This window comes from Mycobacterium sp. IEC1808, from assembly GCF_002101935.1.
Taxonomy (GTDB): domain Bacteria; phylum Actinomycetota; class Actinomycetes; order Mycobacteriales; family Mycobacteriaceae; genus Mycobacterium.
Genome location: NZ_LQPV01000020.1, coordinates 1 through 18,058, shown reverse-complemented (window position 1 = coordinate 18,058; position 18,058 = coordinate 1). Strand labels below are relative to the sequence as shown.

The window sequence follows — 18,058 nt, the reverse complement described above, 5'->3', positions numbered from 1 at the left end:
GAGGCCGACAATTCAGCACAGTGGGCGACGATGCGCGCCGCGCAGCGGCGCGAGGAGGAGGCCGACAATTCAGCACAGTCGGCGGCAGGGGGTGCGCCGCGGAGGGCAGCCGTGTGTCAGCGGCGTCACCAGGCGGAATCGTGGACTAACGTTGACCAAATGACGAATTCGCACCCGCAACCGGGTCAAGAGGTCGAATTGGACTTCGCCCGTGAATGGGTGGAGTTCTACGACCCGGACAACCCCGAGCACCTGATCGCGGCCGACCTGACCTGGCTGCTGTCGCGCTGGACGTGTGTGTTCGGCACCCCGGCCTGCCGCGGCACGGTCGAGGGCCGCCCGGACGACGGGTGCTGCTCGCACGGCGCGTTCTTGTCCGACGACGACGACCGCGCGCGGCTCGACGATGCGGTCAAGACGCTGACCGACGACGATTGGCAGTTCCGCGAAAAAGGCTTGGGGCGCAAGGGTTATCTCGAACTCGACGAGCACGACGGCCAGCCCCAGTACCGCACCCGCAAGCACAAGGACGCCTGCATCTTCCTGAACCGGCCGGGCTTCGCCGGCGGCGCGGGATGCGCACTGCACACCAAGGCCCTCAAGCTGGGCGTGGCGCCGCTGACCATGAAGCCCGACGTCTGCTGGCAGCTGCCCATCCGGCGCAGCCAGGAGTGGGTGACTCTGCCCGACGGCACCGAAATTCTCAAAACCTGGGTCACCGAATACGATCGCCGCGGCTGGGGCTCCGGCGGCGCAGACCTGCACTGGTATTGCACCGGTGATCCGGGCGCCCACGTCGGCGCCAAGCAGGTCTGGGAAAGCATGGCCGACGAGCTCAGGGAGCTGCTCGGGGACAAGGCCTACGCCGAGCTGGCGGCAATGTGCAAGCGCCGCAGCAAGTTAGGGCTCATCGCGGTGCACCCGGCCACCCGGGTCGCCGAATAGCCCGAGCTCCGGCTCAGGCCTCGTGAGTTTTCCTGTACGCCAACACCATTCGCAGCGCGCTCGCGCTTAGGTAGCCCTCGACCGCCGCGGCGGCCGCCTCGGCGTCACGCGCCAGCACCGCGTCGGTGATCGCCGTCAGGTCGGCCACCACCGGGGCCGCGTCAACATAGGCGGCGGTGAGCTCGTGCTCGCGGCCGCCGAACGCGTGCTCCACCCAGCGATACATCAAACCCAGCGCGCGGTTGCGGCTGCCGTGGATGAGCACCCGGAAATATGCGACGTCGGCGGCCTGCAGCGCCGCGGGACCGTCCGCGTCGGCCACCGCCGCGAGCGCGGCGCGCAGCGCCTCGGCATCCTCCGGCGCTCCCCGTTGCGCGGCCAACCGGCCGATCAACGGGCCCAGCGCCGCCCGGATCTCCAACAGTTCGGCCAGGAACTCCGGGCCGAGCCTGCGGACCAGCGCCTCCACCACCGCTGGGTGGGTGAGCGCCTCGGGGTCGCGCACCACGTTGCCGCTGCCGTGCCGCGCCTCGATGAGCCCCATCTGCTGCAAACGGGCCAGGCCCAACCGCAGCGACGTGCGGTTCACGTTGAGCTGCTCGGCCAGCTCCCGCTCGGGCGGCAGCAAGGATCCGGGCGGAAAGGCGCCGTCAAGGATGGCGTCGGCGATCGACGCGGCGATCTGTTCGTCGACCCGCTGTCGATCCGGCGGTTGCAGCGCACTTGACTGGTTCATTGGCTCAACCAATATAGTGGACGAACCGGGCGCGGGGCAGCACGCCTGCCGGCGCGTCCGAATCGGAGGTGAGCACATGGACGACGAGATGCGATCGGCCACGGCCCCGCGCTGGCGGGGCAAGGCCGGCCGCCTGGAAGTCTGGTACGCCACCCTGTCGGACCCGGCGACCCGCGCCGGGCTGTGGATCCACTGCGAGACGGTGGCCCCGCTGCACGCGGCGGACGCCCCCTACGCCCACGGCTGGGCGACCTGGTTCGCGCCCGACGGCCCGCCGCGCACCGAGCGGTTCGGCCCCGAACCCACGTCGCCCGCGGCGGGAGCTGCCTGGTTCGACGCGGCCGGGGTGCGCGCGTCCCACGAAAGGCTGGCCGGCAGCGCCGGATCGCTCGCGTGGGACCTGTCGTGGAAGGACGCCGGCCCACCGCTGTGGACGTTCCCCCGCGCGGCCTGGGAGCGCGAGCTGTTACCGGGCGCCCAGGTGGTCCTGGCGCCGACCGCCGAGTTCGCCGGGTCATTGACGGTCGCCGACGCCGCGGTGCAGGTCGACGGCTGGCGCGGCGGCGTCGCCCACATCTACGGGCACGGCAACGCGCGACGCTGGGGATGGATTCACGCCGACCTCGGCAACGGCGACGTCGCGGAAGTCGTTGCAGCGGTTTCCAATAGGCCGGGGCTGCGCAGGCTCGCGCCGATGGCGTTCGTCCGCTTCCGCATCGACGGAAAGGATTGGCCCACAAGCCCTTTGCCGTCGCTGCGGATGCGCACGACGCTGGGCGTGCGGCACTGGCAACTGGAGGGGCGCATCGGCGGTCGCCGGGTGCTCATCCGGGTCGACCAACCTCCCGAGCGGTGCGTGAGCCTGGGCTACACGGACCCCGACGGCGCCCGCGCGGTGTGCACCAACACCGAGCAGGCCGACATCCACATCGAGGTCGACGACCGGCACTGGTCGGTGCTGGGAACCGGGCATGCCGAGGTCGGGCTGCGCGGCGCCGACGCACCGGAGATCCTCGAAAGGACTCTCAATGTTGATGTCAAGCCGCCGACTGAGTGATCGGGGGTGAGTCGGGTTGCCAGGTGCGGTTGTCGCGGATGAGTGCGTAGAGGACGTTGGTGCGACGTCGTGCCAGGCAAGTGGCCGGGATAGGGCGTTTGCCTTGATCTCGTTTGCGTTGGTAGTAGGCGCGGGAGGCCGGGTCGCAGCGGATGGCGGTCAGTGCGGACATGTACATCACCCGGCGCAGCCGACGGCTGTAGCGCTTGGGGGTGTGCAGTCGTCCGGTGCGTTTTCCCGAATCCCGCGAGACAGGTGCGAGCCCGGCCCAGGCGGCGAGCTGGTCTGCCGAGCCGATCAGCGCGGGATCGCCGACGGCGGCCAGGAATTCCGCGCCGAGCCGAAATCCGATGCCGGGCAGGCTGGTGATCACTTCGGCGAGCGGATGGCGGCGAAATCGGCCCTCGATGTCAGCATCGGTGGTCTTGATGCGGTCATCGAGGGCAATCACCCCCTGCGCCAGATCAGCGATCAGTCCGGCGGCCACTTCTTCGCCGGGCAACCGGACTGTCTGGGTCTTGGCGGCCGCCACTGCAGCCGCCGCGATGGCCGCAGCATTGCGCACCCCGGCATCGGCGAGGATCCGGGTCAGCCGCGAAACACCGCTTTGGCGGATGGCTTTCGGGCGTTGGTAGCGCGCCAGCAGCACCACCCAGCCACGGTCGGAGCTGAGCTGGGCGGCCCGTTCCAGAGCGGGACAGACCGCAACGAGTTGTTGGCGCAGCCGGTTGATGGTGCGGGTGCGGTCAGCGACCAGATCGGCACGATGGGCGGTGAGCAGGCGCAGTTCGGTGATCAGATCGTCGTCGGGATGCAGCAGTGGCAGGTCATTGCCGCGCATCCGGGATTGATCAGCGATCACCCGGGCGTCTTTGGCGTCGGTCTTGGCTTCACCACCGCGATAGACCGCCGAGGCTTGCCAGACCGCACGTCCGGCCAGGTAGCGCACCGACTTGCCGGCATCGGCCAGCACGGTCAACAACAGGGCGGCATACACCGTGGTCAGGTCAACCGTCCAGGCAACCTGATCACCCAACGAGTCAATCTCGCCGACGAGCGCACGGATCGGTTGCTCATCGTTGGCGAGTCTGCGCGACAACACCACCGTGCCGACGTCGTCGACCACACACACCCAGTGATGTTCCTTGCCGACATCCACACCAGCCCACAACTGACCCGTTGCCATCGATCTCCTATTCGCTTGTCTGCCAACATCATCCCCACGGACAACCTCGCCGGCATTTCCTTAAACAAGCGATCACGTCGCAGATCTCAATCAGCGGCCCGAGGAAGTCCAGGCAGGCCGGGCGGCCAGTCCTTTCAAGCCGCACCCCCTCGAGGCCGGCAAGCCCTACGTCCGCCTCACCCGACCCACCCGGGTCACAGCACAACGTAACAACGCGAAGTAACTGCACCTACGAACTTAAGGAGCCCCACGTGAGTTTTGCTCTCGACCCGCCCCTGCTGTTTGCCGCCGGAGTGCTCATCGAGCGGCAATTTCCCTCCGACCGCCGCGATCTGGCCGAGGCAGCCACGCTCGGGGTCTTCTTCGGCGGCTCGTTCGGGCTCTACAACAACGTGCCCGGCCTCGGAGTGCTGTGGCGGCCCTTCCGCGCCCGCAACGGGCGCGACTTCATGTGGAACAGCGGCGTTTTCGGCGTCGACACGGCGCGGGCGGGCTGGCCGCTGCATGCAGCGGCGGGCGCCATCTTCGCCACCTATCCGTTCTTCATCAAGTTGGGGCGCCGGCTCGGGCGCATCATATGAGCCGTCTCGCCGCGTCGTTCGGCGCCGCGCTGCTGCCCGAGGAGTCCGGCGGCCCGCCACCGGCCCAGCTCGCCGAACGCGTCGACCGCTACCTGAACCGGCTGCCCGCGACCTCTCGGTGGGCCGTGCGGGCCGGACTGCTCTCGGTCGCCGCTGCCAGCTACCTCACCAGCGGCCGATCACTGTCGCGGCTCGACGCCGGCCAACGGGACCGGGTGCTGCGGCGGGTGGCGGCGCTCGGCCCCGACGCCGGCGCGGCGGTCGAGGCGATGAAGGCGGTCGTGTTGCTTGCCAACGGCGCGGAAACGTATGCCCCGGAACTCCTTTCGCGCGCCCAGCGACATGACGTCGCGCGTCCCGATGCGCCGTTGACCATCACCCCGTCGACCGAGAGCCCCTCCATCGTCGCCGCCGACGCCGTCATCGTGGGGTCCGGCGCCGGCGGCGCGATGGTGGCCCGCACCCTGGCGCGGGCCGGCCTCGACACCCTCGTGCTCGAGGAGGGACGCCACTGGACGGTCGAGGAGTTCCGCAGCACCCACCCGATCGACCGCTACGCCGGCCTGTACCGCGGCGCGGGGGCCACCGTCGCGCTCGGACGTCCGTCGGTGGTGCTGCCCATCGGTAGGGCCGTCGGCGGCACCACCGTGGTGAACTCCGGCACCTGTTACCGACCGCCGGACGGCGTAGTGCGGCGCTGGCGCGACGACTTCGGCCTGCGCCTGGCCGATTCGGACCGGCTGGCCGGGCGCCTCGACGACGTCGAGCGCACGCTGCGGGTGGCGCCGGTGCCGCTGGAGATCATGGGCCGTAACGGGCGGCTGCTGCTGGACGCCGCGACGACGCTGGGCTGGCGCGCAGCGCCGATCCCGCGCAACGCACCGGGCTGCGAAGGCTGTTGCCAGTGCGCGATCGGCTGCCCGCGAAACGCCAAGTTCGGCGTGCACCTCAACGCGTTGCCGCAGGCGTGTGCCGCGGGGGCGCGGATCATCTCGCACGCCCGCGTCGAGCGGGTGCTGCACCGGCACGGACGCGCCCGGGGCGTGCGGGCCCGCCGGCCCGACGGCACCGCGCTGGACGTCCTCGCGGACACCGTCGTCGTCGCCGCCGGGGCCACCGAGACGCCCGTCCTGTTGCGGCGCAGCGGTTTTAACGCCCACCCCCGCCTCGGCCGAAACCTCGCGCTGCACCCGGCGATGATGCTGGCCGGGCGGTTCGACGACGATGTCGTCGCCTGGCACGGGGTGCTGCAGAGCGCGGCCGTCCACGAGTTCCACGAGTCCCACGGCGTGCTGATCGAAGCGACCTCCACGCCGCCGGGGATGGGCTCGATGGTCTATCCCGGCTACGGCGCCGAGCTGCTCGGCTGGCTGGACCGCGCGCCCCAGGTCGCGACGTTCGGGGCGATGGTGGCCGATCGGGGCGTCGGCTCGGTGTCCTCGGTGCGCGGCGAGACGCTGGTGCGCTACAACCTCGCCCGGGGCGACGCGGCCAAGCTGATGATTGCGATCGAGGCAATGGGCCGACTGCTGTTCACCGCGGGCGCCGTCGAGGTGCTCACCGGCCTGCCGGGCGCGCCGACGGTGACCTCCTTGGCCGCGCTGCGCGACGCGCTGGGGCGAAGTGACGCCCGAAGCCTGCATCTGGCGGCCTTCCATGCCACGGGGACCGCGGCCGCGGGCGCCGACGAGCAGCTGTGCCCGGTCGACGAAACCGGGCGGCTGCGCGGCGTGGACGGCGTGTGGGTGGCCGACGCGTCGATCCTGCCCAGCTGCCCGGAAGTGAACCCGCAGCTGTCGATCATGGCACTGGCGCTAGGGGTGGCCGACGAAATCGTCGGCGCGCGCTAGTTGCGTGTGCATCCTGGGCGCCCTGAACGCACAATCCCCGCCCTCAGTACACACTCGACCGCCCTGAATACACACTCGTAGCCGTGTGTTAGGAACGGTGAATGCCGATCCCCGACTTCATCGTCGAGCTTCGTCGCGCCATCGGCAATGCACCGTTGTGGTTGCCCGGTATCACGGCGGTCACGATCCGTGACCGAAAAGTGTTGCTGGTCAAGCGTTCCGATAACGGCGCCTGGACGGCGGTGACGGGAATCGTCGAGCCGGGCGAGAATCCGGCGGACTGCGCGGCCCGCGAAGTGGGTGAGGAAACCGGGGTCAGCGCGCTGGCGACCCAGCTCGCGTGGGTGCACGTGACCCGCCCTACCGTGCACGCCAACGGCGACCGCGCTCAATATCTGGATCACGTATTCCGGATGCGGTGGCTATCCGGAGAGCCATTCCCCGCCGACGACGAGACCACCGAAGCGGCCTGGTTCGACCTCGACGGGCTTCCGCCGATGACGGACGACATGCGCCGGCGCATCACGTTGAGCGCAAGCGACGATGCCCGAACGGTTTTCGACGCGAGCGGTTAGCCCTCGAGCTTGTACCCCAACCCGCGCACCGTTACCAGGTGCACCGGGTTGGCCGGGTCGGCCTCGATCTTCGAGCGCAGGCGCTTGACGTGCACGTCGAGCGTCTTGGTGTCCCCGACGTAATCCGCACCCCACACCCGATCGATCAGCTGACCGCGGGTCAGCACCCGCCCGCTGTTGCGCATCAGGTATTCGAGCAGGTCGAATTCCTTCAGCGGCAACGTGATTGTGTCACCGTTGACGGAGACGACGTGACGCTCGACGTCCATCCGGACCGGCCCGGACTCCAGTACGCCGTCGCTGATCTCGGAGTCGTCGTCGCCGCCGCGGCGCAGTACCGCGCGGATCCGGGCGATCAGTTCGCGCGCCGAATAGGGTTTCGTGACATAGTCATCCGCGCCCAGCTCGAGGCCGACGACCTTGTCGATCTCGCTGTCGCGGGCGGTCACCATGATGACCGGCACGCTGGAACGGGCGCGCAGCTGCTTGCACACGTCGGTGCCGGACATGCCCGGCAGCATCAGGTCGAGCAGCACAATGTCGGCGCCGCCGCGATCGAACTCGGCGAGTGCTGCGGGTCCATCGGTCACGACCGTGGCCTCAAAGCCCTCCTTGCGCAGGAGGAATGCCAGAGGATCGGCCAGCGACTCCTCATCCTCCACGATCAGCACGCTCGTCATCTACTCAATTCTTCCTCTCGTTGTGACCGGTTGGGCCGCACCTCACGACCCCGCGGTTGCTCGGGTTCCTCGTCACCGTCCTGGTAGGCCGGAATCGACAGCGTGAACGTCGATCCGGTTCCCGGCTTGCTCCACACGCCGATGCTGCCGTTGTGGTTGGCCGCAACGTGTTTGACGATCGCGAGTCCCAGGCCGCTGCCGCCGGTGGCCCGCGAACGCGCCTTGTCGCCGCGGAAGAACCGCTCGAAGACGCGTTCCTGGTCTTCCAGCGCGATCCCGATTCCGCGGTCGGTCACGGCGATCTCGATGTTGTCGCCGCGGCGCCGACGGCTGATCGAAACCGGCGAGCCCGGGGGCGAATAGGCGATCGCGTTGGACACCAGGTTGGCCAGCGCGGTCACCAGCAGCGTTTCGTCGCCCAGCACCCGCAGGCCGCTGGGCGCGTCGGTGCGAATCTCGATGTCGGCGTTCTCGGCGGCCACCTTGTGGCGTGAAATCGCCTCGGAGACAACGGTATCCACCTCGACGTCGGTGACGTTGGGCAACGGGTCGGCGCCTTGCAGCCGAGACAGCTCGATCAGCTCGGCGACCATGTCCCCCAGCCGGTTGGCTTCCACGAGCACCTTTTCCGCGAAGCGGCGAACGGTTTCGGAGTCGTCCGCGGAGGCCAGCAGGGCCTCGGCGAGCAGCGCCATGGCGCCCACCGGGGTCTTGAGCTCGTGGCTGACGTTGGCCACGAAATCGCGCCTGGTGGCCTCCATCCGGGCGTAGTCGGACTGGTCGTGCACGAAAACGACCGCGAACCGGCGGTCCTCTTCGCTGAGCAACCGTGCCTGCCCGTGCACCGAAAGCCCGGAGCGGCCCGCGGCGCGTTTGGGCGGCCGCAGGTCGAACTCGACGTCGACGCCGGTGAGCGCCTGCTGGGCGGCCTGCCACGCCTGGTCGTCGAGCTGCCGATCACGAACCAGCCCCAATTCCCTGGCTCGGTCGTTGAGATAGACGACGTCGCGATGCGAATCCACCACCGCGGCTCCCAGCGGCATCAGCGCGACGATGCGTTGCAGCATCTGCGCGACGGTGATGCCCGTCCATTCGGTGGTGGATTGCTGACGGCGCTCGACCGCCCGCGGCGCCAGCCGGACTCCGGCCGCAACACCTACGGCCAGTGCCAGCACTGACAAGACCCCGGCCAGCAACAGCGCCGAGAACACAGTCACAACAAAATCCTACAAATTTGGTGAACGCCGCCCTAGCGGAGCGCGGCCAAAATCGGACAAGTCACACCCTACGCAACAGGTGTTCCGCTGCCGTTTACGCGATGTTTGGCAAAGGGGCCTTTAAAAGCTGCTGGTGGGCACGGAGGAGCTCAGCCGCGCCCCTGGCTGGCAACGGCGGCGGCGCCGGCCGCGGCCGCCTCGGGGTCCAGGTAGGTCCCGCCCGGCAGCACCGGGCGCATGTCGGCGTCCAGGTCGTAGCGAAGGGGAATCCCGGTCGGGATGTTCAGCCCGACGATCTCCTCGTCGGACATGTCGTCGAGGTATTTGACCAGGGCGCGCAGGGAGTTGCCGTGCGCGACGATCAGCACGGTCTTGCCGGTCCGCAGGTCGGGAACGATGACGTCGGTGAAGTACGGCAGGAAACGGGCCACGACGTCGGCGAGGCATTCGGTCAGCGGCCCGCCGCCGATGTTGGCGTAGCGGGGGTCGGTGTCCTGGCTGAACTTGCTGCCCCGCTCGATGGGCGGCGGCGGCGTGTCGTAGCTGCGCCGCCAGGTCATGAACTGCTCCTCGCCGTAGCGCTCCTTGGTCTCGGCCTTGTTCAGGCCCTGCAGCGCGCCGTAGTGGCGTTCGTTGAGCCGCCAGCTGCGCCGCACCGGGATCCACAGCCGGTCGGCGGTGTCCAGCGCCAGGTGCGCGGTGGTGATCGCCCGGCGCAGCAGCGATGTGTAAAGCACGTCGGGCAGCAGGCCGTGTTCGGTCATCAGCTCGCCGCTCCGGACCGCCTCGGCCCGGCCCTTCTCGGTCAGCCCGACGTCGACCCAGCCGGTGAACAGGTTGAGGGCATTCCAGTCGCTCTCGCCGTGGCGAAGCAGCACCAGCGTGGCAGTGTCTCCCATGCCGGAAAGTCTCTCACGCGGCGCTATTGGTCGTCGGAGTCGTCGTCGTCGCTATTTGCTCGACTCCTCCTCATCGGGCTTCGCCCTCTGCATCGTCGTCTTCGTCAATCAAGTGCGCGAACGCCTGCAGGTTCTTCAGCGACTCCCCGCGCGACACCCGCCATTCCCACTCTTTCTGGATCGACGAGCGAAATCCCAACTCCAGCAACGTGTTAAAGTCCGAGTCCACCGCCTCGAGGACCTGGCCGAGCACGCGGTCGATCTCGTCGGCGTCGACCGACGCCAGCGACATGCGGCCCACCAGGTAGATGTCGCCGACGTTGTCCAGCGTGTAGGCGACCCCGTACAGCCGGCGATTGCGCCTGAGCAGGAACCGGTACACGCCCTCGTGGTTCTCGTCGGGCTTGCGGCACACGAACGCCTCCACGCGCACCGAATGCTCGCCGACGCTCAGGATGGTGTTGGTCTTGAGCTTGCGCTCGCCGGGCAACTCGACAACCAGGCCCGGCAGACCGCCGTGCGCGCCGGGGAATTCCGAGTAGGTCAGCCCGCTCGCCCGCAGCGTGTGCTCGATCACGGCCTGCACGGTCGTATTCACGCGTCCACCCCGCGACGCGTCGTCCAGCGGCGGGGCTTGCGCATCGAGGCCCGGTCGCGAAACCGGCGCTGGCGCAGGGCGGTGAAGTCGCCGATCGCGCGCCGATAGCTCGCCAGCAGCGCGTCGGTGGTGTTGTCCCAGGAGAAGGTGGCCGCGTGCGCGGCGGCCGCGCGGCCCATCGCGTCGGCCTGCGGCGCGGGCAGGCGCAGCAGCCGATCCAGCGCGTCCGCCCAGTCGCCGACGTCGTGGCCGGACACCAGCGCGCCGGAGATCCCGTCGCGCACGGCCACCGGAAGGCCGCCGACCGCGGCGGCCGCCACCGGGGTGCCGCACGCCTGCGCCTCGACGGCTACGAGCCCGAACGACTCCGAATAGCTCGGCACCGCAACAAGATCGGCGGCCTGGAACAACGTCGCGAGGTCCGCGCGGGACTGCGGCGGCAGGAAAGTAACCCGGTCGGTGATGCCGAGTTCGCCGGCCAGCCGAACCAGCCCGTCGGGGGAGGCCAGACCGCTGCCCGACGGGCCGCCGGCCACCACGATGCGCACCCCGGGCAATTTCGCGGCGGCGCGCAGGACGATGTCCGGCGCCTTCAGCGGCTGGATCCGGCCGACGAAGGCCACCACGTCCTCGTCGGACGGGAGGCCGAGCGCGGCCCGTGCCGCGCGGCGATCGCCCGGGCGGAACACGTCCAGATCCACTCCGGGATGTACCACGTCGATGCGAGCCGGGTCGGCGCTATGAATCGAAATCAACTGCCGCGCTTCGTCTTCGGTGTTGACGATCAGCCGGTCGGCCTCGTCGACGACCTGCTGCTCCCCCACCGTGCGCAGCGGCGGCTCGGGCGCATCCCCGTCGGCCAGGGCCGCGTTTTTCACCGCGGCGAGCGTGTGCGCGGTGTGCACCAGCGGCACCGCCCAGCGGTCCCGGGCTAGCCAGCCGACCTGCCCGGACAGCCAGTAGTGGGAATGCACGATGTCGTAGTGGCCCGGCTCGTGCGACGCCTCGGCGCGCAGCACCCCGGCCGCGAACGCGCACAGCTGCGTCGGCAGGTCGTACTTGTCCAGGCCCTCGAACGGCCCTGCCACCACGTTGCGGACGAGCACGCCGGGCGCCACGTGGGCGACCGGCGGATCGGCCGACGCGGTGGCCCGGGTGAAGATCTCCACCTCGATGCCGCGGCGGGCCAGGTGCAGCGCGGTTTGCAGCACGTAGACGTTCATCCCGCCGGCGTCGCCGGTCCCCGGCTGGGCCAGCGGTGAGGTGTGCACCGCCAACACTGCGACCCGGCGCGGGCCGTTCAGCCGGGGGACGTCGTCGTGCCGCACCCCTTCATCTTTACAGGACGGGCTTTCAAACGACCCAAGCGCGCCGTTCGCGCTAAGCGGACGTCTCGTCGGCGGCGACGTCCCGCAGCCGGGCGTCCAGCGCCCCGGCGCGTCGCATCGCGCCGAGCGGGTCGGCGTACAGCCCGCCCAACGACACCGTCCCGGCCCCGGCCTCCTGCACCCGGTTGCCGAACGCGGTGACGCGGATATCGCGCGGCGCCAGGACCGAGTTTTCCGCGAACGCCGCCTCCACGTGCTCCATCGCCTCGGGGTACTCGGTGAAGGCCTGCCCACCGACCACCAACTCGTCGGGGTTGAGCATGTCGCGCAGCAGGGCGACCGCCCCGCCGAGGACCCGGGCCCGCTCCGCCAGCAGCTCCCTGGCCTGCTGATTGCCGGCCCGCGCCACCCGCACCAGGTCGGCCATCGCGGTCGCGGACCCGTTGATGCGGGTCGCCGGAGCGACACTGGGAAGGATCTTGAGCCGGCGCGCGGCGGCCAGCACCGCTTCGTCGCTGACGGTGGACTCCAGCTGTCCGGCTCCGCCGAGCAAGTCGGAGTGGGCGGGCAGCGTGGCGATGGTGCCGGGGCCGCTGGTCGGGCAGTGCACCCGTCCGCCGATCACCAGCGCATAGCCGACGGTCTCGCGGGCGTAGACGTACAGGCTGGTCGGCGAACTCGGCGCGAAACGCCGCAGGCCGAGCAGCAGCTCGGCGCCGGCCATGGCGTCGACGTGCGAAGCCACCGAGACGGGCAGTCCGAGGGCGTCGGCCAGCACGGGGCCCACCGGCGCCTGCCGCCAGCCCAGCCTCGGGTGGTCGACGTGTCCGGTGGCGCTGTCGACGGTGCCACCGATCGCCACCCCGACCCAGAGCGGGCGGCGCCGGTGCCAGCGCCTCAGGTACCGGCTGGCGCTCTCGGCCAGCGACGCCAGCGCGGGCCCGGCGGCGCTGAGCGGCGTCGGGGTCTCGACGGTGTCCAGCGTGCGGCCGAACAGGTCGGTCGCCACGATGCTGGTGGTGCGCGCGCCGATGTGGATGCCGAGCGTCACGAACGGTTCGTGGTTCAGCTCCACCGGCACGCGTGGGCGTCCGATGGCGCCGGATACGGCCAGGTCGGCGCGCTCGCGCAGCAGCCCGGCGTCGAGCAGCGCTATGACCTGGCGGTTGACGGTGGCGATGCTCAGCGACGTGACGCCGGCGATGACGTCACGGCCGACGGGGCCACGCAACCGGACGGCCCGGAAGACCGAAGCCGCGGCCGAGTCGGAGATGTGCAGCGCCGGGGGCAGGATCTGGCGGTGCAACCGGAGGGGGGCCTTGCGGCTGGGGGAATGGGTGTGGGTGAGAGTCGTCGTGCGCACGAGATTCCTTTGTCCGAGTTCGAATGGCCGGCTTCGGCCACGCCTGAAAGGTCAGGAGCGGCAAAGTGCGCGGCAACAACACGCACTCGCCGCGCAAAGACACGCGGCGGTGTTGTCGAACAGGGCGCTGAGGTGCACCCCGAGAATTTAGCACGTTTATTAGAGTTATTCCGATGAACGCAGTAGGGGGGCAACAGCGGGTCGCGGTGGTCACCGGCGCCAGCTCGGGGATCGGCGAAGCGACCGCCAAAGCCCTTGCGGCCCTTGGCTTTCACGTGGTCGCAGTGGCGCGTCGCGCGGATCGGATCAACGCGCTGGCCGACGAAATCGGCGGGACCGGCGTTGTGGCCGACGTCACAGACGATGCCGCGGTGCAAGCGCTGGCGGACAAGCTCGGACGCGTCGACGTGTTGGTCAACAACGCCGGTGGCGCTTGGGGACTCGAACCCGTCGCCGAGGCCGACCTGGAGCACTGGCGGTGGATGTGGGAGACCAACGTGATGGGCACGCTGCGCGTCACCCGCGCGCTGCTGCCCAAGCTGGTCGATTCCGGCGACGGCCTGATCGTCACCGTCACCTCGGTCGCGGCGCTGGAGACCTACGACGGCGGCGCCGGCTACACCGCGGCCAAACACGCCCAGGGCGCGCTGCACCGAACGCTGCGCGGTGAGCTACTCGGAAAACCGGTGCGGCTCACCGAGATTGCGCCGGGTGCGGTCGAAACCGAGTTCTCGCTCGTCCGTTTCGACGGCGACGAACAGCGCGCGAACGCGGTGTACGCCGGGCTGACGCCGTTGACGGCCGCCGACGTCGCCGAGGTGATCGGGTTCGTCGCCTCGCGGCCGTCCCACGTCGACCTCGACCTGATCGTCATGAAGCCGCGCGACCAGGCCAGCGCGACGCGGTTTAACCGCCAGGGCTAGGCGAAGGCGTGGTCGTCGTCGGAGAAGAAGTGGGCGTGCCCGACAGCGTCGGGGCGTTCGACGGGGTGACCGGCGCGGTCACCGGGATCTGCGTGGCCGGCGGGTGCGCCGTCGGGGGCGGCAGCGCCGACATCGCCACCCAGGTGTCCCAGTCCACGGCCCAGTCCCAGATGTCGCCGTCGGAGTAGGACAGCTGGATCGAGCTGCCGGTCACCTCGACGGGGTCGCCGTAGATCGCGGTGCGGTAGTACTGCTCGGCGTCGGAGGTCGACAGGTTGATGCAGCCGTTGGTGACGTTGCTGTTGCCCTGCGCGCCGGAGCTCGCGGGGTTGGCGTGGATGAACTCGCCGTTGTTGGAGATCCGCACCGCCCAGCGTTCGTGGGCGTTGCTGTAGCCGGCGGCGGGGTTGGACATGTAGAAGTCGGCGTACTTCTCGGTGACGACGTGGATGCCGTTGCGGGTGACGTTGCGCGCCTTGTCGGCCTCCCCGTAGCTGCACGGGAAGTCCATGATCACCCCGGCGTCGGTGACGACCTGGATGCGGTGCGAGGAGACCTCGGCCTTGACCACCTGCCGGCGCCCGATCTGGATGTTCAGTGAGATGTCGTCGGCGCCGTAGGCGCCGTCGCCGAACGGTCGCCCGTAGAGCTTGGCGTCGACGTTGACGGTGGTGCCCGCCGGGTAGTACTCGCGGGGACGCCAGTGCACCCGGGCGCCCTGCCTTTCGTCGGGCAGCCAGGCCCAGCTGCCCTCGACGGGCGGGTTGGTGGTGACGGTGAGTGCCTTCTCGACGGAGGCCTTGTCGCTGATCGGCGCGTCGAACTGGATGATGATCGGCGCGGCGACCCCGACGGTCTGGCCGTCGGCCAACTGGAAGGCCCCGCCGATCTTCTTGCTCGGCGTCACGGTGGTGAACTTGCCGGTCACCGGGATCGCCTTGCCGTTGTGGCCGACGGCTGAACCGCTCCAGGTGTAGGTCGCGTCGTAGCCCAGCGGCTCGGTGGTCGTGTAGACGGTGCGGTCGGCGTTGAAGGATCCGGCGACCACCTTGCCCGACGAGTTCGTCAACGCCACCTTCTGGAACCAGCCGTCGCTGACCTGGACGCTGATCGGCGAGATCGGAACGACGTCGGAGGCGGCGTCCGCCGGCTGGAACTTCAGCTGGGGCGCCGGCGGCTCCTTCTTGGTCTCGGCTTGCTTGGCCGCGGTGCCCGTGCAGGCGGCCAGGACGCTGGGGGCGAACACGCCGAGCCCGAGGGCCGCCAGGGCCAAGCGCCGGTTAACCGGCGGCGGGGTACTGGATGTGCTCACGACATCTAAAGATACCGGGAGAATAGACCCCAACGGCGCCACGACAATTCGGCGCCGACGCGCAAACACAGGGGATAGCCGCTACAGCCTGCAGCCGAGCAGGACAGGCTCCGGTTCCAGTGTGATGCCAAACACAGCATGGACTCCGTCACGCACCGTGCGGGCCAGCGCGATGACGTCGTTTGCGGTTGCGCCGCCGCGGTTGGTCAGGGCAAGCGCGTGCTTGGTCGAAAGCCGGCAACGTGCCGCTTCATCGTGCGGATAGCCCTTGCCGAAGCCGGCACGCTCCACCAACCAGCCCGCCGCCAGCTTGACCCCGTCCGGCGCCGGGTAGTGCGGAACCGGCCCCTCGACGTCGCGGGCCAGCCGTTCATAGGCCTCCGGAGCCACCACGGGGTTGGTGAAGAACGAACCCACGCTCCAGGTGTCGTGGTCGCTCGCGTCGAGCACCATGCCCTTGCGCGCCCGCAGCATCAGCACCGCCTCGCGCACGGCTTGGGGATCGGCACGCTCGCCGGCGGCCGCGTTCAACGCGGCCGTCAGCTCGCCGTAGCGCAGCGGCGCGCTGCGGCCCGACGGATCCAGCACGAACTCCACTTCCAGTACCGCCCAAGGGATTTCGCGGCCCGCATGGGACGCCTGCTTGAAGACGCTGGTGCGGTAACCGAAGCCGAGCTCGTCGCCCGGCACCCAGCGCACCTCGCCGCTTTCGCGATCCAGCACCCGCACCCGGGTGATGGTGTCGGACACCTCCGCCCCGTACGCTCCAACGTTCTGCACGGGCGTGGCGCCGGCCGACCCGGGGATGCCCGACAGGCACTCCAGCCCGCCCAGGCCGTGCTCGATGGACTCGACCACCACGTCGTCCCAGACCGCGCCCGCCTCGGCGCGGACAACGTTGCCGTCCACCGTGATGCCGTCGTTGGCCAGGCGCACCGCGGTCAGGTCGGTCAACGTGTCGGCGATCACCAGGTTGGACCCGCCAGCAAACACCAGCACCGGCGTCCCCCCGGCCTCCGAGTCCAGCTGACCCAGCACGGCGACCACCTGATCGGTGCTGGTGCAGGTGATCAGGCGTCGCGCGACCGGGCCGACCCGCAAGGTGGTCAACGGCGCCAGCGGCACCGCCTCATCGACACGCGCGCCGGCGAAGAGCGAACCGGCACCGCTCGAATTCATGGCCCGTAACGGTAGCCTGGCCAGCTATGCCGCATTCATTCGAGTTGTCGGCCGAGTACGAGGAGAGCGTCGAAGAGGTCCACCGCGCTTTCCAGGAGGAGGGGTACTGGCGGGCCCGGCTGGCCGACATTCCCGTCGACGAGGCGAGGCTGGAGTCGATGCGGGTCGGCGGCGAGTCCGGACAGGACGGCACCGTCGAGGTGGTCACGCTGCAGGTGGTGCGCAGCCATAACCTGCACGCCGTCGTCAAGCAGCTGCACCGCGGCGACATCTGCATCAGGCGCAAGGAAACCTGGGGGCCGCTCGTCGACGGCACCGCCGCGGGCTCGATCGCGGTCACCATTCTGGACACCCCGGTGAACGTGTCGGGGCCGGGGGAACTGGCGCCGATCTCCGACACCGGCGGCGCCCGGCTCACCTCCCGGATCACCGTCCAGGTGCGGATCCCGATCATCGGCGGCAAGGTGGAGCGGCTTATCGGCGCCCAGCTGGACGAGCTGGTGAGCCGCGAACAACGGCTGACCGCGGAGTGGATCGCCCAGAGCGCCTGAGCCGCGGCCTAAGCTGGCGCCCATGCGAATCGCGCTGGCGCAGATCCAAAGTGGCAGCGATCCGGCGGCGAACCTCGAGCTGGTCCGCGAGAACACCCGCCGGGCCGCCGACGCGGGCGCCGCGCTGGTGGCCTTCCCGGAGGCGACCATGTGCCGGTTCGGCGTCCCCCTGGCTCCGATCGCCGAGCCCGTCGACGGGCCCTGGGCGAACGGGATGCGCGCGATCGCGACCGAGTCGGGGATCACGGTCATCGCGGGCATGTTCACCCCGTCCGGCGACGGCAGGGTGAAGAACACGCTGATCGTGGCCGGGCCGGGCACCCCGAACCGGCCCGACGCCCACTACGACAAGATCCACCTGTACGACGCGTTCGGGTTCACCGAGTCGCGCACCGTCGCGCCGGGCCACGAACCGGTGGTGGTCGACGTCGACGACGTGCGGGTGGGATTGAGCGTTTGCTACGACATCCGCTTCCCGGCGCTCTACACCGAGCTGGCCCGCCGCGGCGCCCAGCTGATCGTCGCCTGCGCGTCCTGGGGCTCGGGGCCGGGCAAGCTCGAGCAGTGGACGCTGCTGGCCCGGGCCCGCGCGCTGGACTCGATGAGCTACGTGGCCGCGGTCGGTCAGGCCGATCCCGGCGCGGACCTGACCGATTCCGGGTCTGGCGCGCCGCTGGGGGTGGGTGGCAGCCTCGTCGCCTCGCCGCTGGGCGAGGTGGTCGCCTCGGCCGACGACGGGCCGCAGCTCGTGGTCGCCGACATCGACGTCGACCGGGTCGCCGCGGCCCGGGACAGCATCGCGGTGCTGCGCAACCGCTCCGACTTTGCTCAGGTGGATAGGGCAGAATCGGTTGGGTGACGAACCCACAGGGCCCACCAGGACCACCGAACGAGGGCCCGTCGACATGGGCCCGTCCCGGCAACCAAGGCCCCTTCGGCCAGCCCCCGACTGAGCGTCCGACCGAACGCATCAATACCGGCGGCCCGACGCAGCAGTCCCCGACGCCGGCCGCTTCTGGTCAGCAGACCGAGCAGCTGAGCGTCCCGCATCAGAACCCGCCGCGGCCCCCCTACCCGC

Annotated in this window: 17 protein-coding genes and 2 pseudogenes; 9 read left to right on the top strand and 10 right to left on the bottom strand. The window is 69.9% G+C overall.

Annotated elements, in window-relative coordinates:
- Positions 1–159 precede the first annotated feature (159 nt).
- The gene (locus AWB92_RS13175) at positions 160–945 is read left to right on the top strand and encodes a hypothetical protein (RefSeq protein WP_085186176.1); all 786 of its coding nucleotides are present in this window, start codon (positions 160–162) and stop codon (positions 943–945) included.
- A 13-nt stretch (positions 946–958) separates the two neighbouring features.
- Here the strand turns inward: AWB92_RS13175 and AWB92_RS13170 are convergent, their stop codons facing one another.
- Positions 959–1,681, bottom strand: coding sequence for a GntR family transcriptional regulator (locus AWB92_RS13170; RefSeq protein WP_085186174.1), 723 nt, complete (start codon positions 1,679–1,681; stop codon positions 959–961).
- Positions 1,682–1,757: 76 nt separating this feature from the next.
- Here AWB92_RS13170 and AWB92_RS13165 point away from each other — a divergent pair, with 76 nt between their 5' ends.
- On the top strand, positions 1,758–2,738 hold the full coding sequence (locus AWB92_RS13165) for a hypothetical protein (RefSeq protein ID WP_085186292.1): 981 nt from the start codon (positions 1,758–1,760) through the stop codon (positions 2,736–2,738).
- Here AWB92_RS13165 and AWB92_RS13160 read toward each other — a convergent pair.
- On the bottom strand, positions 2,719–3,924 hold the full coding sequence (locus AWB92_RS13160; RefSeq protein WP_142282079.1) for an IS110 family transposase: 1,206 nt from the start codon (positions 3,922–3,924) through the stop codon (positions 2,719–2,721). The two genes, AWB92_RS13165 and AWB92_RS13160, sit on opposite strands and share 20 nt — an antisense overlap.
- A 251-nt stretch (positions 3,925–4,175) precedes the next feature.
- Here AWB92_RS13160 and AWB92_RS13155 point away from each other — a divergent pair, with 251 nt between their 5' ends.
- From AWB92_RS13155 to AWB92_RS13145, 3 genes are all read left to right on the top strand, one after another.
- Positions 4,176–4,505, top strand: a complete 330-nt coding sequence (locus AWB92_RS13155) for a hypothetical protein (RefSeq protein WP_085186172.1) — start codon at positions 4,176–4,178, stop codon at positions 4,503–4,505.
- Positions 4,502–6,355, top strand: a complete 1,854-nt coding sequence (locus AWB92_RS13150; RefSeq protein ID WP_085186170.1) for a GMC family oxidoreductase N-terminal domain-containing protein — start codon at positions 4,502–4,504, stop codon at positions 6,353–6,355. Before AWB92_RS13155 ends, AWB92_RS13150 begins: the two co-directional genes overlap by 4 nt.
- 101 nt (positions 6,356–6,456) lie before the next feature.
- Complete coding sequence (locus AWB92_RS13145; protein ID WP_085186168.1) at positions 6,457–6,930, top strand: NUDIX domain-containing protein; 474 nt, start codon at positions 6,457–6,459, stop codon at positions 6,928–6,930.
- Here the strand turns inward: AWB92_RS13145 and regX are convergent.
- The 6 genes and pseudogenes from regX to AWB92_RS13115 all read right to left on the bottom strand — a co-directional run bounded on the left by regX (position 6,927) and on the right by AWB92_RS13115 (position 13,015).
- On the bottom strand, positions 6,927–7,610 hold the full coding sequence (gene regX / locus AWB92_RS13140) for a two-component sensory transduction protein RegX (RefSeq protein ID WP_046187060.1): 684 nt from the start codon (positions 7,608–7,610) through the stop codon (positions 6,927–6,929). The two genes, AWB92_RS13145 and regX, sit on opposite strands and share 4 nt — an antisense overlap.
- Positions 7,607–8,827, bottom strand: a complete 1,221-nt coding sequence (locus AWB92_RS13135; RefSeq protein WP_142282078.1) for an ATP-binding protein — start codon at positions 8,825–8,827, stop codon at positions 7,607–7,609. The genes regX and AWB92_RS13135 overlap by 4 nt, the downstream gene beginning before the upstream one ends.
- 149 nt (positions 8,828–8,976) lie before the next feature.
- Positions 8,977–9,726 (bottom strand): phosphoglyceromutase, encoded by a 750-nt coding sequence (locus AWB92_RS13130; RefSeq protein WP_085186166.1) that lies wholly within the window; start codon positions 9,724–9,726, stop codon positions 8,977–8,979.
- 51 nt (positions 9,727–9,777) lie between these two features.
- A pseudogene (locus tag AWB92_RS13125) lies at positions 9,778–10,324 on the bottom strand (YbjN domain-containing protein).
- Entirely contained in the window at positions 10,321–11,652 is a 1,332-nt protein-coding gene (gene mshA, locus AWB92_RS13120; RefSeq protein WP_085186162.1) for a D-inositol-3-phosphate glycosyltransferase, read from the bottom strand. Before mshA ends, AWB92_RS13125 begins: the two are co-directional and overlap by 4 nt.
- 52 nt (positions 11,653–11,704) lie before the next feature.
- Positions 11,705–13,015, bottom strand: a complete 1,311-nt coding sequence (locus tag AWB92_RS13115) for an ROK family protein (protein WP_085186160.1) — start codon at positions 13,013–13,015, stop codon at positions 11,705–11,707.
- A gap of 173 nt (positions 13,016–13,188) precedes the next feature.
- On the opposite strand from AWB92_RS13115, the gene AWB92_RS13105 reads away from it, so the two are divergent.
- Entirely contained in the window at positions 13,189–13,938 is a 750-nt protein-coding gene (locus tag AWB92_RS13105; protein WP_085186158.1) for an SDR family oxidoreductase, read from the top strand.
- Here AWB92_RS13105 and AWB92_RS13100 read toward each other — a convergent pair.
- Together AWB92_RS13100 and AWB92_RS13095 are read right to left on the bottom strand one after the other, a co-directional pair.
- Entirely contained in the window at positions 13,922–15,292 is a 1,371-nt protein-coding gene (locus tag AWB92_RS13100; RefSeq protein ID WP_142282076.1) for an Ig-like domain-containing protein, read from the bottom strand. The two genes, AWB92_RS13105 and AWB92_RS13100, sit on opposite strands and share 17 nt — an antisense overlap.
- Positions 15,293–15,331: 39 nt before the next feature.
- Entirely contained in the window at positions 15,332–16,429 is a 1,098-nt protein-coding gene (locus tag AWB92_RS13095; RefSeq protein WP_085186156.1) for a UDP-N-acetylmuramate dehydrogenase, read from the bottom strand.
- Positions 16,430–16,455: 26 nt separating this feature from the next.
- Between AWB92_RS13095 and AWB92_RS13090 the strand changes: the two genes are divergently transcribed.
- From AWB92_RS13090 to AWB92_RS30510, 3 genes and pseudogenes are all read left to right on the top strand, one after another.
- The gene (locus AWB92_RS13090; protein ID WP_085186154.1) at positions 16,456–16,980 is read left to right on the top strand and encodes a DUF2505 domain-containing protein; all 525 of its coding nucleotides are present in this window, start codon (positions 16,456–16,458) and stop codon (positions 16,978–16,980) included.
- Positions 16,981–17,002: 22 nt separating this feature from the next.
- Positions 17,003–17,839 (top strand): carbon-nitrogen hydrolase family protein, encoded by an 837-nt coding sequence (locus tag AWB92_RS13085; RefSeq protein ID WP_085186152.1) that lies wholly within the window; start codon positions 17,003–17,005, stop codon positions 17,837–17,839.
- Positions 17,836–18,058, top strand: a pseudogene (locus AWB92_RS30510) (DUF2993 domain-containing protein); the annotation flags it as partial. The gene AWB92_RS13085 and the pseudogene AWB92_RS30510, both read left to right, overlap by 4 nt.

What these genes read in the sequence shown, in the direction of transcription:
- AWB92_RS13175 (WP_085186176.1), top strand. Translation starts at nt 160, where the DNA reads ATGACGAATTCGCACCCGCAACCGGGTCAAGAGGTCGAATTGGACTTC.
- AWB92_RS13170 (WP_085186174.1), bottom strand. Translation starts at nt 1,681, where the DNA reads ATGAACCAGTCAAGTGCGCTGCAACCGCCGGATCGACAGCGGGTCGAC.
- AWB92_RS13165 (WP_085186292.1), top strand. Translation starts at nt 1,758, where the DNA reads ATGGACGACGAGATGCGATCGGCCACGGCCCCGCGCTGGCGGGGCAAG.
- AWB92_RS13160 (WP_142282079.1), bottom strand. Translation starts at nt 3,924, where the DNA reads ATGGCAACGGGTCAGTTGTGGGCTGGTGTGGATGTCGGCAAGGAACAT.
- AWB92_RS13150 (WP_085186170.1), top strand. Translation starts at nt 4,502, where the DNA reads ATGAGCCGTCTCGCCGCGTCGTTCGGCGCCGCGCTGCTGCCCGAGGAG.
- AWB92_RS13145 (WP_085186168.1), top strand. Translation starts at nt 6,457, where the DNA reads ATGCCGATCCCCGACTTCATCGTCGAGCTTCGTCGCGCCATCGGCAAT.
- regX (WP_046187060.1), bottom strand. Translation starts at nt 7,610, where the DNA reads ATGACGAGCGTGCTGATCGTGGAGGATGAGGAGTCGCTGGCCGATCCT.
- AWB92_RS13130 (WP_085186166.1), bottom strand. Translation starts at nt 9,726, where the DNA reads ATGGGAGACACTGCCACGCTGGTGCTGCTTCGCCACGGCGAGAGCGAC.
- AWB92_RS13105 (WP_085186158.1), top strand. Translation starts at nt 13,189, where the DNA reads ATGAACGCAGTAGGGGGGCAACAGCGGGTCGCGGTGGTCACCGGCGCC.
- AWB92_RS13095 (WP_085186156.1), bottom strand. Translation starts at nt 16,429, where the DNA reads ATGAATTCGAGCGGTGCCGGTTCGCTCTTCGCCGGCGCGCGTGTCGAT.
- AWB92_RS13090 (WP_085186154.1), top strand. Translation starts at nt 16,456, where the DNA reads ATGCCGCATTCATTCGAGTTGTCGGCCGAGTACGAGGAGAGCGTCGAA.
- AWB92_RS13085 (WP_085186152.1), top strand. Translation starts at nt 17,003, where the DNA reads ATGCGAATCGCGCTGGCGCAGATCCAAAGTGGCAGCGATCCGGCGGCG.